General features: G+C 50.8%; 8 protein-coding genes. 3 read left to right on the forward strand and 5 right to left on the reverse strand.

Translation table 11 applies throughout. The features are described from left to right. Positions 1-477: 477 nt before the first annotated feature. Positions 478-1722 (reverse strand): NAD(P)-dependent oxidoreductase, encoded by a 1245-nt coding sequence (locus ACFS7Z_RS25570; protein ID WP_377491698.1) that lies wholly within the window; start codon positions 1720-1722, stop codon positions 478-480. 270 nt (positions 1723-1992) lie between these two features. Here ACFS7Z_RS25570 and gcvP point away from each other — a divergent pair, with 270 nt between their 5' ends. Together gcvP and ACFS7Z_RS25580 are read left to right on the forward strand one after the other, a co-directional pair. Continuing rightward, the gene (gcvP, locus tag ACFS7Z_RS25575; RefSeq protein WP_377491701.1) at positions 1993-4911 is read left to right on the forward strand and encodes an aminomethyl-transferring glycine dehydrogenase; all 2919 of its coding nucleotides are present in this window, start codon (positions 1993-1995) and stop codon (positions 4909-4911) included. A gap of 268 nt (positions 4912-5179) precedes the next feature. Then, positions 5180-5791: a DUF4136 domain-containing protein gene (locus ACFS7Z_RS25580; RefSeq protein ID WP_377491704.1), complete on the forward strand. Its 612-nt coding sequence runs from the start codon at positions 5180-5182 to the stop codon at positions 5789-5791. 12 nt (positions 5792-5803) lie between these two features. Here ACFS7Z_RS25580 and ACFS7Z_RS25585 read toward each other — a convergent pair whose 3' ends face one another. Further along, positions 5804-8095, reverse strand: a complete 2292-nt coding sequence (locus ACFS7Z_RS25585; RefSeq protein ID WP_377491707.1) for a TonB-dependent receptor domain-containing protein — start codon at positions 8093-8095, stop codon at positions 5804-5806. A gap of 192 nt (positions 8096-8287) precedes the next feature. Here ACFS7Z_RS25585 and ACFS7Z_RS25590 point away from each other — a divergent pair, with 192 nt between their 5' ends. Then, positions 8288-9472 (forward strand): PQQ-dependent sugar dehydrogenase, encoded by a 1185-nt coding sequence (locus ACFS7Z_RS25590; RefSeq protein ID WP_377491710.1) that lies wholly within the window; start codon positions 8288-8290, stop codon positions 9470-9472. A gap of 140 nt (positions 9473-9612) precedes the next feature. Here the strand turns inward: ACFS7Z_RS25590 and ACFS7Z_RS25595 are convergent, their stop codons facing one another. The 3 genes from ACFS7Z_RS25595 to ACFS7Z_RS25605 all read right to left on the reverse strand — a co-directional run. Then, positions 9613-11616, reverse strand: coding sequence for an OmpA family protein (locus ACFS7Z_RS25595; protein WP_377491713.1), 2004 nt, complete (start codon positions 11614-11616; stop codon positions 9613-9615). A gap of 18 nt (positions 11617-11634) precedes the next feature. Then, a complete protein-coding gene (locus ACFS7Z_RS25600; RefSeq protein ID WP_377491716.1) occupies positions 11635-12570 on the reverse strand; it encodes a PorP/SprF family type IX secretion system membrane protein in 936 nt (311 codons plus the stop codon). Between the two features lie 33 nt (positions 12571-12603). Then, positions 12604-14103: T9SS type B sorting domain-containing protein (locus ACFS7Z_RS25605; protein ID WP_377491719.1), on the reverse strand; the 1500-nt coding region annotated here is incomplete at its 5' end.

Here is a 14103-nt window from a genome sequence, read left to right on the forward strand (position 1 = left end):
AGCCCCTCCCCCCTTCCTTGTGAAGCGGGATGCAAAGGTAAGAAGCTTTTTTCTCTTTGCAAGGGGCGCCGGCACAAAAACCTGCTGTCTCCTGCCTGTTCCCGGGCAAGTGCCTAAGGCTGCGGGGGAAATCTTTCAAAATTTTTCTTCTCCGGCCTGCCCGATGCCTGTTGAATAAGCGCGGGGAGGCGGGCCTTGTGTCCTTTTCCCCTAAGTTGAACTGCGCTGCTTTATGCCCTCCGGTTCGCTTTTCAACACCGGACGCTGGGAAATAACAGTAGCCGGGGAGCCCAAAGTTCCAGATGATTGATAAACTTTTAGGGCTTTCTTACTTTGACTGCCTGCTTCCCGGGCACTGGGGAATAACATGCAGGAGAGCCGTGGGAGTTCCGGTGCAGCCAAGGTTATGAGTTGCGCTTCTAATCTTGCGCCTATCCAACACCATTCAAATAATAAAGCTTTGTGAGCTTCTGTTCATTATGCCAACTCCTGCTTCTCCTTGCTTGAAACAGCACTGTCTGCGTAATCCTGCAGGTAACTGTAACGCGGCGTTAGTTTACCGGCTCTGGCAATAGTGGCACGTTCCAGCATGCCGTCTGCATCACCGTTAAAAAGGTGCGGAAACACATTATCAATAAGGTGGCGGCCGAAGTCCCGGGAGGCGTTACGCGGCAACTCGCAGGGCAGGTTATCTACTGCCATCACGGCAATGTTTTCAAGTCTGTTAAAAGCTGGCTCCAGTTCTCCGGTGTCCGGGTTACAATCGAAAACAGGATCCAGTATGGTAGTGGAGCGCTTTGTGACAGGTATTGAGCCATTGATGTCGCAGGTGATGTCGGCGATGGTATTGATCCTAAAATCCGGCTGGCGGGTATCCTCCTCTGTAAACAGCTTGGGCGCATTCGGGTGCCAATAGGCGCAGGCCAGCAGCAGGTCAGTTACACGGCTGAACTTCCGGAAGGTACTCTTATATAAGTGTGGGTTGGTGTAAAAGTCAGGAGAGTCCCACACTTCCACATCCGGGCGCGTGTTGTAGTCGCCGGAGTGCAGTTGGGCGTAAACCGGTTCTGTAAATTGCTTGTACAGGTAATCGAACACACTCACCTTCTGTATTCCCATCTTGTCCAGCACCTCCATCGCACCGCTGGCCACTCTCCCTCCTCCCGTTACGGCAATCTTAATTGGCGGCAGTTTTACCTTAAAAAACTCTTCCTGCATGTCCTCCATCTCATGGCACAGGTAGGCTGGCTTCAGGTCGAACAGTTTCCATTTTTTGCCATAGGTCCGGATGCCGTTATACGATCCCACTATACCTGCATAGCGGCCGAAAGCCACTACCCGCTGCCCCTGTGGCGTTTTCAGGGTTTCGTAATCTATGAGTGTAATGTTCTTGTCGAGGACAGCGCGAAGCAACCTGGCATTGTGTGGCTGCTTTTTTATAGTATGTGAGAAGAAGAAGTAGGTCTTGTTAGGTATGAGCAATTCAATGGGCACCTCTTTTACTCCGAGCAGAATATCACAGTCACTCAGGTCCTGCTGCACCGGAATTCCCAGCTCGGCATATTCAGCATCGGCAAAGCTGCGGACATCACTGGATTGCACCACAAGGTCCATCTCCGGAAAAGTCTCCAGCGCCTCCACGCATTTCTTGGGTGTGAGTGGCACCCGTTTATCTACCGGTACCTTACCTTCTTTTACAATGCCGATTTTGATTTTGCTCATGATGTGCCCTTTTGAATTGTTGATGCACCAAAAATGTTAGATTAAAGCAAGCAAAAAGCGCTTTTACCTGTTACAGTTAAAAGGCTGTACTGCACGCGCAGGCAATAGCTTAAAAGCAACAACAAATAGCAGGTGAAAGCCCTAACTATTTAGATTTGATGCTTCAATATAATAAACAATTACTATTACTTTTGTAGAAAATAATGAGAATAGCGGGGGTCCGCTGCTTTCAACCATTTGCAACCCATAATTCCCAATCTATATTCCGTTATGATTTTTAAAACTAAACCTGCAGATGTATTCAAGGAGCGCCATAACGGCCCCGACAAGGAGCAGATGCAGTACATGCTTAAAACCATTGGGGCAGATTCGCTGGACCAATTGATTGAGGAGACTGTACCGGCCGCGATTCGTCTCAAAAAGCCGCTGAACCTGCCAAAGGCTCTCTCGGAAAAAGATTTCCTGAACAAGTTCAGCCAGATAGCAAAGCAGAACAAGGTGTTTAGGTCCTATATAGGGCTTGGCTATAATGATACAGTAGTGCCGCCTGTTATTCTTCGTAACATCATGGAGAACCCGGGCTGGTACACCGCCTATACGCCTTACCAGGCCGAGATTGCCCAGGGCCGACTGGAGGCACTGATCAATTATCAGACAATGGTAATGGACCTGACCGGGATGGAGATTGCCAACGCCTCTTTGCTGGATGAGGGCACTGCTGCTGCCGAGGCAATGGGCATGTTCTACTCCCAGCGTAAAGGCTCCCGCAAAAATGCCACCCGCTTCTTTGTGTCAGAGCAGGTGCTGCCGCAAACAATAGATGTACTGCTGTCGCGTGCCACACCGCTGGGCATTGAACTGATAACAGGCGACCACCGCGAAGCGAACCTGGAAGACGAGACACTGTTTGGCGCCATCTTACAATATCCGGCTGCCGACGGCGCTGTGTTTGATTATACTGACTTCATCAGTCGCGCCCATACACAGGACATCATGGTAGCTGTGGCGGCAGACATACTTTCCCTTACCCTATTAACACCTCCGGGGGAGATGGGTGCCGATGCCGTTGTAGGCACCACGCAGCGCTTTGGCGTGCCAATGGGTTTTGGTGGTCCGCATGCGGGTTATTTTGCAACGAAAGACGCTTTCAAGCGTGTGCTTCCGGGTCGTATCATCGGTATTTCTGTGGATGCCGCAGGTGACAAGGCTTACCGCATGGCCCTGCAGACACGTGAGCAGCACATCCGCCGTGAGAAAGCGACTTCTAACATCTGTACAGCACAGGTACTGCTGGCCGTGATGGCTGGAATGTATGCTGTTTACCATGGCCCGCGCCGCCTGAAGTATATCGGCCTGAACACCTATGCCCTGACACAACAGTTGGAGAAAGGCCTGAAAGCCCTAGGCTTTGAGCAGCAGAACGAGCAGTATTTTGACACACTGAAAGTAGCAGTGGAGAGTGCCGACATGCAGCAGGCCATCCGTCAGGAGGCTGAAGCATCTGGCATGAACTTCCGCTATTTCGGTGGAAAGAACATCGGCATCTCCCTTAACCAGAACACAGAGTTGCAGGATGTGAAGGACATGTTAGCGGTATTTGCGAAAGTGGCTGGCAAGTCTGCAGATATATTGAACATAGACGAACTTCCCGCAGAAACAGATGTGACCTGGACTGACAGCCTGATCCGTAAGAGTGAGTACCTGCAGCACGAGGTGTTTAACAAGCATCATTCAGAGTTGGAGATGACGCGTTACATGAAGTACCTCGAGAACAAGGATATTTCGCTGGTGCACTCCATGATTCCGCTCGGTTCCTGCACCATGAAGCTGAACGCTACAGCAGAGATGATTCCGGTAACATGGCCAGAGATTGGACAGTTGCACCCATTTGCCCCGGCAGACCAGACAAAAGGCTACCAGCAGATATTTGCTGACCTGGAGGCCTGGCTGTGTGAGGTAACACAATTTGATGCCGTTTCTTTACAGCCTAACTCAGGTGCACAGGGTGAGTATGCCGGCCTAATGGTTATCCGTGCTTATCATGAGTCCCGTGGCGACCACCACCGTACTGTTTCGCTTATTCCTTCTTCTGCACACGGTACTAACCCTGCTTCTGCAGTAATGGCTGGTATGAAGGTAGTAATAGTGAAGTGCGATGAGAAAGGAAACATTGATGTGGCTGACCTGCGTGCAAAGGCAGAGCAGTATAAGAACGAGCTTTCGTGCCTGATGGTGACCTACCCTTCCACACACGGTGTATATGAGGAGAGCATCATCGAGATCTGCCAGATCATCCACGACAATGGCGGACGCGTGTACATGGACGGTGCTAATATGAATGCCCAGGTTGGCTTGACTTCTCCGGCTACCATTGGTGCCGACGTTTGCCACCTTAATTTACATAAGACGTTCTGTATTCCTCACGGTGGTGGTGGTCCTGGCATGGGCCCTATCGGTGTGGTAAAAGACTTGGCGCCGTTCCTGCCGGGCCACGCAGTGGTAGACCTGGGCCGTAGTGAGGCCATCAACGCAGTGTCTGCAGCGCCCTGGGGTTCTGCTTCTATCCTGCCGATATCTTATGCTTATATCGCGATGATGGGCGGCGAAGGTCTGACAGAAGCTACCAAAGTGGCCATCTTGAATGCTAACTATATTAAGGCGCGCTTAGAAAAGCATTACCCTGTGCTGTACGTAGGTTCTAAAGGCCGCTGCGCACACGAGATGATCCTGGATTGCCGCAACTTCAAGAAAGCAGGTGTGGAGGTAGAGGACATTGCGAAGCGCCTGATGGACTATGGTTTTCATGCGCCTACCGTGTCCTTCCCGGTTGCTGGTACGCTCATGGTGGAGCCTACAGAGTCGGAGGCACAGGAAGAACTGGATAGGTTCTGCGACGTGATGATATCCATTCGTGAGGAAATCCGTGAGATTGAGGACGGCAAAGCAGACCAGAAGGCGAACGTGCTGAAGAATGCGCCACATACACTTAAAGTTGCCTTGGCCGAGAATTGGGAGAGACCATACAGCCGTGAAAAAGCTGTGTTCCCGATGCCTTACCTGCGCGACAACAAAGTATGGCCAACAGTTAGCCGCATCGACAGCGCGTACGGTGACCGTAACCTGATTTGCTCCTGCGCGCCAATCGAAGCATACAATGAGAATGGAAATGAGATGGTAGCTGTAGGATAAGCTCCTTCTCCATACATACTTTCAAAATAAAAAGCCCTGCAACAGCCATTTGTTGCAGGGCTTTTTTGTGCCTCTACGAAAGTAATAGCTGTGGCTAGAAATTGGTAAAGCACATATAGAACTGAGTGCCCTTCTACTGCGCCAGGATTAATTAGATCAATCATTCAATATTTTGTATATTTCGATGCAGGAGGCGCTGAAGCCTCCACTATTACAACAGCTGAAGTACATACCTCGTTACAATACAGAATAACAAGAGGAATCTGAAATGATAAAAGCCGCACCCTTTGACATCTTTTTCCTGCTACTTATCACCCTGCTTTCTTTAAGCGGCTGTGCCCGCCTTCCGCTGGCAGATGTTCGCTACGACTATGACCCCGAGATAAACTACAGAAAATTCCGTTCCTTTGGCTGGTACCGGGCAGAAGTACCGACGCCTGTGGCTGGCGGTTCAGGCCCTGCTTTTAGCACGCTGGTAGATGACAGGGTAAAGGGAGCTGTGGCCAGTGAACTGGTGAAGCAAGGGCTGAAGCTGGTGGTAGATGAAACACCTGACCTGCTGGTAGCTTATGACATTGCCGTCGATACGGCTCAACTTGTGACCCAGGATTATAACCTGCCTCCGGGGTATGGGTACGCCTACTGGTATGGGTACCGCTATCGCTACAGCCATGCAGGACTGCCAAACTACATGGACATCAGAAAGTTTGACATCGGCACGCTCGTAATAGACCTCATCGACCCACAGACAAACCAAGTCATCTGGCGTGGCTCCGTAGACTCCGACATTGACCCTGCTGCCTTAGATAATTCTTTTATCCCGGTAGTTGTCGCAAACATCATGTCGCAGTTTCCTCCAACACCGGACATCACACACTAAGCCTGCTTCTGCCTATAATTTATAGCTGATGTTAATACCGCCGTAGTAGTTGCGGTCCGGGGCAGGCTGAAAGTAGCGGCCCCCAAAGGCGTTCAGGTCATTCCCGAGGCTGTACTTCTCGTTTGTGAGGTTGTCCACTCCTCCAAAAACCTCCAGCCCAATGTGGTACCCGAGCTGCCGCTTATATCCTACCCGCGCGCCCAGTACAAGGTAACTATCGGCATACACTGTATTTGCATCGTTGAGCGGAATTTCATCCACATAAGTGCCTGTAGCATTCATATAAAACCCAAGGCTGGTGTTGAGGTCCAGGCCTGCGGTGGCCGCGTGTGGCGCTGTGCCGGTTAACCAGTTGCCGGAAAAGTTATCTTCATCCCGCTGGTACTCATCAAACTTGAAATGGCTGTAGGTATAACTGGTCCAGGCTTTCAACAGGCTCAGCGCCTGCTCCGGCTCATCTATAAAAGTATAGCCGATGCTAGTCTCAATTCCTTTCTGATTGGTAGAACCCACATTCCGGAAAACAGCCACACTCGACACATCCTGCCGGCTCACAATCGTCTCACTCAACCGGAAATAAAAAGCAACTACATCAAAAGAAAGCTTATTGGCCAAGGCAAATCCACGCACGCCCACTTCATAGTTGGTACCCCGCTCTGCCTCCAAATCTTCGTTCAGGATACCGTTAGAAGTAAGAATCTCTTCTTCTGTGGGCGGCGAAAAGCCAGCGCTCACGCTGGCGTGCACGGATATTTTATCTGTCAGCTGCTTCAGTAAGGCTATTCTTGGAGACAGCTCCGCCTCAAAATCTCGGTTATAGATATAGTCGCCGGTGCCTACCTGCTGCAGCCGGGTAATTTCGTAGCGCGTATCGTTCAGGCTTAGAGCAGCGGTGGCAATGATGTCGGCGGGCAGTTTAAATTCTGCCTGGGCAAACAAGAAGCCAGATTTTGCCACCACTTCATCATCGGAGCGGAGGTTGCCGGGCGTGCCGCCGTTATTGTCGTAGGTGCGGGATGCCTCAAAGCCCCGCTGAAACTCACCTCCCACCGTAAAGGATGCTCCTACGCTTCCAATATTGGTATCGTAAGCGAAACTGGTGCGGCCACCAAATTCCTGGCTGGCGTTACGCTCATAGTCGGTATTGAAAGGGTGGTTCCTAAAGCGGTGCAGCCCGTACAGCACTGTGTTGTTCCTGAACTGTTCCGTAAACCGATACTCCTGCTTCACCCCAACATTGATACCTTCCTGGTTCATGGAGGCATTCTGGGTCACGCTGCCAAACATACCGCCGCGCGCCTGCCGTGGGTTCTCCTCATACTGCTCCAGTGTTAAGCCACCAGGCAACTCATAGTAGAGGTTAGAATAGATGATGTTCGCCCCTACCGTCCGTTTCTCGGAAGGATAAAACTCAGACGTAATCAGCAGCACATCACGGTCTATGGCTGATTGCGGGCGATAGCCGTCGTACTGCTGCTTGGCATACTGCACCAGCACATTAGCTTTCTCTGTGCCAAACCCAGCGATGGCTGTGTAGCGTCTGAAGCCATAAGAACCTAAGGTAGCACCCACCTGCAGCGCACTTTCTCCGATAGCTGCGCGCCGTGGCTCGAGCAAAACAGTGCCTCCTGTACCGGCGCCATAAATACTGCCTGCAGGGCCTTTCAACACTTCAATGCTTCCGATATTTGACGCATCCATCAGGTTCAGGGCAGTTGTGCCGTTTGCTTCTGTGAAAGGAATCCCGCCGTAGTATAGCTTCACATTCCGGATGCCATAGGGAGAACGCAGGGTGCTTCCCCGGATAGAAAGGCGGTAACTGGCGGGAGCACGCTCTTCCATCCGCACACCCGGCACTGTGTTCACGGCTCTTACAATAGAACTTTCATCGAAGCGCGCTATCACCTCCCGGTCGATTAAACTCACAGCGCCTGCTGTTTGCAGCAAAGGCCGGTTACTTTCATAACCCGTAATTACCACTTCCTGCAGGTTAGCTTCACCTGGTTGAAGGAGCACGCGCAGTTCCTGCCCTGCTGGCGGAATAGCTTCCCGCTGCGTTTCGTACCCAAGGTAGCTAAACACAAGCCTTCTTGCTGACTCCGGCACTGACAAACTAAAATCACCTAACTCATTTGTTACAGCCTGCTCTCCTGTACTGGCTGTAATGGTCACTCCCTCCAAAGGCAATTCGCTCCGTGCATCCAGCACCTGGCCGCCCACAAGCCGCTGGGCCAACAGCGCCTGCGGCAGAAAAACCATCAAAAGAAACAGTAAAAAAGAATTTGTATGTAGGAAAATCTTCATTAGAATCTGGGTAGTAATAATCTGAAAACGGAAGAGGCTGCTCAAGGTTGGAACACTATTTTGCAATCCTTCAGCAAAAGTATTCTTTGCACCAGTTTGTAACAATCCGCAGCCCTTTAGGTTAAAGTAAAAACTAAGAAGATGGCATCCTGTTCCGGGATGTTACTACCGCACGAGAAACAAAATAAAAAGATGAAAACATCAAACACTGCATTGGCTATTGGGTTAGCCTTTGCGTTTTCGGCTGCCACGGCACAAAATAGTGGCCAGCCTATTACGGCCTCCATGGAGGGACACATCTTTAAACCAGTTAAAGTACCTGCCACCGACGAGCGGGTGCGCCAGCTAAAAGTGCCGACTGGCTTCACGATAACCAAGTTTGCCGAGAACCTGAACAAGCCCCGCATGCTGGCGGTAAACACCGACGGCACCATATATGCCACTGATCGGGACAAAGGTACGGTAACGATGATACGCGACACGAACAACGATGGGAAAGCCGATCAGCAGAAGGTGGTGGCAACAAAAAAAGACATGCATGGGATTGCCTTGCGCGATGGCAAAGCATACCTGATGACGGTGAACTCCATCTACACTGCGCCTATCAACAAAGACGGCAGCCTTGGGGAGCTAAAGGAGATAGCAAAGGGTTTCCCGGAAGCGGGCCAGCACGCAGACCGTACCCTGGAGTTTGGGCCTGATGGCATGTTGTATATTCAGGTGGGCAGTACCTGTAACGCCTGTGAGGAGACACATGAAGAGAATGCCACGCTGGTACAAATGAAGCCGGATGGCTCTGGCCGCCGCGTCTATGCCAAAGGCTTACGCAACTTCATTGGCTTTGATTGGCACCCACAGACAAAAGAACTCTACGGCTTCGACCATGGTATCGACTGGTTAGGAGACACTACACAGAAAGAGGAACTCAACAAGATAGTTGATGGTGGGAACTACGGCTGGCCCTATGTATTTGAGAATGGCAAGCCTAACCTTGCAGATGAGCCGCCACAGGGTATGACGTGGGAAGAGTATGCTAAGAAAACAGTATTCCCTGTCCTGACTTATGATGCGCACGCTGCGCCCATGGACTTCCTGTTTTACAACGGCTCACAGTTTCCGCAGGAGTACAAGGGAGATGCTATCGCAACCATGCACGGTTCCTGGAACCGAAGCGAACCTGCCGGTTACAAGGTTGTGCGGGTGCGATTTGATAATGGCCAGCCGAAAAGGATAGAAGATTTCGTGACCGGATTCTTAGTGGATGGAGGCAAATCTCAGTTTGGGCGCCCTGTTGGCTTAGCATACCATAAAGACGGCTCTCTCTTGATTGCTGACGATGCGAACGGCGTTATTTACCGTGTAGCAAAAAGCAAATAAGCTTCAGAACCATTCTTTTACTAAAGCGGGTGCAACAGTTTCGTGTTGTTTAAAATGCGCTCAGGCATTATTCCTTAAGCAAAAAGAGGCTGCCCTTCTCTGACAGCCTCTTTTTTGATGTATAAGCTGGAGTTCTTTTATTAGTTTTTCTTGATGATGAACTCTGTACGGCGGTTCTTCTGATGATCTTCCTCAGAGCAAGTCACGCCATCGCCGCAACCATTCACCAGCTTCGTTTTTCCATAGCCTTTGGCAGTCAGCCTGCTTCTATCTATGCCTTTGGATACCAGGTAATCCACGGCAGCCTGTGCCCTGCGCTCTGAAAGTGCCTGGTTATAGTCCTGACTCTCGCGGCTGTCTGTGTGGGCGCTCAGTTCAATGTCAATCTGCGGGTTGTTCTCCAGCAATGTAGCTAGCTTGTTCAATTCTGTTGCAGCATCTATTCGAATATCCGACTTGTCCAGGTCGTAGTAGATGTTTTCCAGTACAATGGCTTTCTCCAGTTCATTTTTATCAAAAAGCAAAGCTACTTCGATAGTATCAGGCGCTGTAGCAGGCACTTGTGCTGTGTTCTGCATTTTCAGGTAACCGTGTCTGGCGCCCATAAAAGTATAATCATCCCCAACGCGGCCGTCCATGAAGTACTTACCCTTCTCGTCTGTCACAAATACCGTAGAATCTTTTATACTCTTCTGGGCCACTGTTATCCTGGTCTCCGGAAGCGGCTCCTGCACCGTGCGCTTCTGCGCGTTTTGCTTGCGCTCGAGCGTAGTGATGGCAAGCACCACCGGCTTGTTCAGAATATCGAAAGTATAAATGTCATCAGTGCCATTGCCTGCATCGCGGTTAGACGAAAGCAGTCCTTTTTTGCCTGGCTCTGTGAACATGATACCATAGTCGTTCTTTGGCGTATTAATCGGGTAACCCATGTTTTTAACCCTGCGCCAGTTGCCCTGCGCGCCCTCGGCAGAAAAAATATCGAGACCACCCATCCCTACATGACCATCAGAAGAAAAGAATAGTTTGCCTGTGGCATCTACATAAGGAAAGCTCTCGCGGCCCGGCGTGTTGATAACACTGCCTGCATTTACCGGCTCGCCCCAACTGCCGTCAGCCTTACGAAGCGAGTAGTAAACATCTGTATCACCCTTACCTCCCGGCATATCAGAGACAAAGTAGAGCACCTTGCCGTCTGGTGACAGCGCCGGGTGACCTACTGAATATTCCTTTACCTTGTTATAGGCAAAAGGCTGAATGTTGCTCCAGTTCGTGCCCTGCTTCTCAGCAGTATAAATTTCCAGGCGGTTCATGTGGTCCTGCTCCTCTGAGCCAGCTTCTTTAACCCAACTGGTCGGGTCCGGGTTTACGTGAGACTTTTTCTGTATAACATGTGTGCGGGTAAAGTACAGTGTTTTACCGTCCTCGGCAGCAGAAGCTGTTGCGTTATGGTAGTCGGAGTTAATAACATCCTGCAGTGCTACCGGGCTACCCCATTTGCCCTGCGCGTCCTGCTCCACAGTAAACAACTGCAGGTAAGGGCGGCCTGTCCAGCCGTATACCTGTGCCTGGTCTTTCTTTTTATTCCCGGTAGGTTTTACTCCCCTGTCTGATGTAAAAATGATACCCTTGTTACCGTACTGCATCGGGCTGAAGTCGGAGTAGTTGGCGTTGTTAAGCACTTGCAACGGCTCCACCTTGGCCACAGCAGGGTGGTTCATCCACCTGATTGCCATTTCTGTTGCCTCTATCAGATCCTGGGCCTGCTCCGCTTTTTCCGGCATCTCCTCGCCCCACAGCATAAACTGCTCTTTTGCTTCTGCATACTTGCCATTGCTGCGCAGGGCCTCCGCAAAATAGTACAGGTTCATTGGTTCGCGGCCCGTCATCTTCACTACTTTGCTATACCAGTTCTCTGCCTGTTGTGTCTGGCGCGTCAGGCGGTAAGAGTCTGCGATGCGCTTTGCTGTCACCAGATCAGGCGTGCGCTTCTGGATGGCCTCTTCGTAATTTTGCAGTGCCAGGGCAAACTCATAGTTCTCGTAATGGTTGTTTGCCTTGCGTAGAGACGACTGGCCATTTGCCACAGATCCTAAACAGAACATTGCCGCCACAATTAAACATAAGGGTGTGTATTTATATTTCATAGGTGTAAGCGCTTAAAGTTAAAAGTACTGTGGGGTGAGCATTTTCGTCTCTTTCTTCTTCTTGAAGAAGTAGTATCCAACCGATACCTCATGGGTGTTGTAGCCACTCAGGCCGTTCAGCATCTTGTCGTAAGAGTAACCCAGGCGGAGTGTCTTAAGCACCTGTAGTTCTCCTATAAGCGCCACCGCTGTAGGTCTGCTCAACCCCTCACCTTCCGCTTCGCCCATCAGGTTCATGCTGGTACGGTAAGAGCTGCCCAGCCACAAACGGTCGCCCAGTAGCACAAAGCCATTCAGGTCGATGTTAGCCGGCGCGTTAAAATCTTCTTTGATGAGGATACTTGGCTTCACTTTCACAAAAGGGCTCACATCAAACACATACCCTGTCGTGAAGTAGTAGTGGCGCTCAGGCTCTATCTGGTTCAGGTCCTTGTACTGTATCAGGTCAGAAGCAGAAAGTCCAGCATAAAAGCGGGGTGTGTGAAAGTAAGCTCCGATTTTCACATCCGGCTTAATAAAGACCTCCTTGCCAGAGGGAATCGCTTCATCATTTTCGATACCAAGCTTAGTACCATCTATCATGTTCTGCACCACACCAGGCGCTACACCAAGGCTGATAACAGAGTTTTCGCTAAGCTGTAGCTTCACGGCAATGTTGGCATAGGCGCTGAGCGTGCTTTGTGCGCCAATCTCATCGCGTGTCAGGTTCACGCCGACGCCCAGTCGGTCGTTGGCCACCACGCCATCCACAGCCAGCGACTGTGTAGTGGGGGCTCCCTCCATTCCTGTCCACTGCGAGCGGTGGAAGGCGTTCATGTTCAGCACATTCTTGCTTCCCGTGTAAGCCGGGTTGATAGATAAACTGTTGAAGATGTACTGGGAGTACTGCGGGTTCTGCTGTGCGCTGGCTGCTGTAGTGAGCAGCAGCGCCAACATTAAATAGACTATTCTCATTTTCATTGAAGTTTCAGATTTCATAACCACTGCTTATCGGAAAAGGGTTGTATAACCAGTGAACTCTTTCACAACACCATCACATACTGTTACCCTTACCTTATAGAAGTAAGTACCTTGCTCCAGTTTACTTGCACTCCAGTCGTTCTGATAGTTTCTTACTTTATATACTTCAGAGCCCCAGCGGTTAAAGATGACCACCTCATTTTCGGTGAACTTCTCCAGGTTTCCTATTGTCCATGTGTCGTTTTTACCGTCCCCGTTCGGGCTGAAGGCTTTCGGGAAGTTCAGCTGCCCGTCGGCCAGCGAGGCATCTATCACGGCACTCGTAACTACACCCACACAGGCACTGTTAATGCCGTTCAGCGCAGCTACTGTTACCTCTCCAGATGCTGTTGGCTTGTCTGCTTTTATTTTAATAGCGATTGTTCCCTGGCCTGAGGTGATAGTGAAGCCTTCCGGAACTGTCCAGAGGTAGCTTGATGCTCCCTGCAGCGCCATGATGGAGTAAGTCAGTCCGTCGCATACACTGCTGTTGTCTGAGATGGCACCTACTGCAACCAGTGGCACAGTAACCTGAATATCTTTAGAGACCCTCTCAGCAGTGCCGCATACATTGGTTGCCACCACGGAGATACTTCCTGCAGTTGCTGTTGAATTGACGGTGATGGTGCCCGTACCCTGACCGGCCACAATTGTCCAGTCAGCAGGTACAGACCAGGTGTATGTAACGCCCTCTTCTATTGTAGCCATCTTGTAGGTTACTGTTTCGCCATACTCACAAACAGCGGCGTTACCCTCAATGGAGTTTGTCTCAGTAGGAGCAAGCACTGGTGCCACATTCAGAGTAGCTGCAGTACCTGTACCGCAACCGTTTACCACGCCTAATGTTACCTGTCCTGCCTCAGCACCAACTTCTACTGTAATGCTTGTCGTATTCTGGCCACTTACCAGTCTCCAGGTAGCAGGCACTGTCCAGGTATAACCGGTAGCCCCTGTTACAGCAGGAATGGTATAGGTTAGTCTTTCTCCGATACAGGCACCCGCTGTTCCTGTAATGGCAGGGGCAGCCAGTTTGTCGTTTACTGTTACAGCTAAGCTTGCGGACTTACTGTTACCACACAAGTTAACAACAGTTACTGCTACATCTCCGGTAGTCGCTCCAACCCGCACAGTAATGGAGTTTGTACCTTTTCCGCTCAGGATTTCCCAACCAGCAGGAAGAGACCAGTTGTAAGCAGAGGCTGTCGGGTTTACCGGAGTAGTATATGTTTTCTCTTCGCCGGCGCAGACAGTAGCATTACCTGTTACAGCAACGTTAAAGGCTGCACATGGCACGTCGATAGGGGCCTCACTGCTGTTGTCGCCCGGCACAGGGTCTGTGTTGTCGGCCACCACTGTCACACCGTTCACCAGCGTGCCCGGCTTGGTGATGGTGAACACCAGCGTGAGCACGGCGCTCTCGTTGTTGGCCAGCGCCCCCACCGCCCATTTGCTGGTGGACTGGTCGTAGGTGCCCTTCAGCGTCACCGC

It is taken from the genome of Pontibacter toksunensis, assembly GCF_042686245.1.
Classification (GTDB): Bacteria; Bacteroidota; Bacteroidia; order Cytophagales; family Hymenobacteraceae; genus Pontibacter; species Pontibacter toksunensis.

Coding starts and splice junctions, on each gene's coding strand:
- ACFS7Z_RS25570 (WP_377491698.1), bottom strand. CDS start 1,722: ATGAGCAAAATCAAAATCGGCATTGTAAAAGAAGGTAAGGTACCGGTA.
- gcvP (WP_377491701.1), top strand. CDS start 1,993: ATGATTTTTAAAACTAAACCTGCAGATGTATTCAAGGAGCGCCATAAC.
- ACFS7Z_RS25580 (WP_377491704.1), top strand. CDS start 5,180: ATGATAAAAGCCGCACCCTTTGACATCTTTTTCCTGCTACTTATCACC.
- ACFS7Z_RS25585 (WP_377491707.1), bottom strand. CDS start 8,095: ATGAAGATTTTCCTACATACAAATTCTTTTTTACTGTTTCTTTTGATG.
- ACFS7Z_RS25590 (WP_377491710.1), top strand. CDS start 8,288: ATGAAAACATCAAACACTGCATTGGCTATTGGGTTAGCCTTTGCGTTT.
- ACFS7Z_RS25595 (WP_377491713.1), bottom strand. CDS start 11,616: ATGAAATATAAATACACACCCTTATGTTTAATTGTGGCGGCAATGTTC.
- ACFS7Z_RS25600 (WP_377491716.1), bottom strand. CDS start 12,570: ATGAGAATAGTCTATTTAATGTTGGCGCTGCTGCTCACTACAGCAGCC.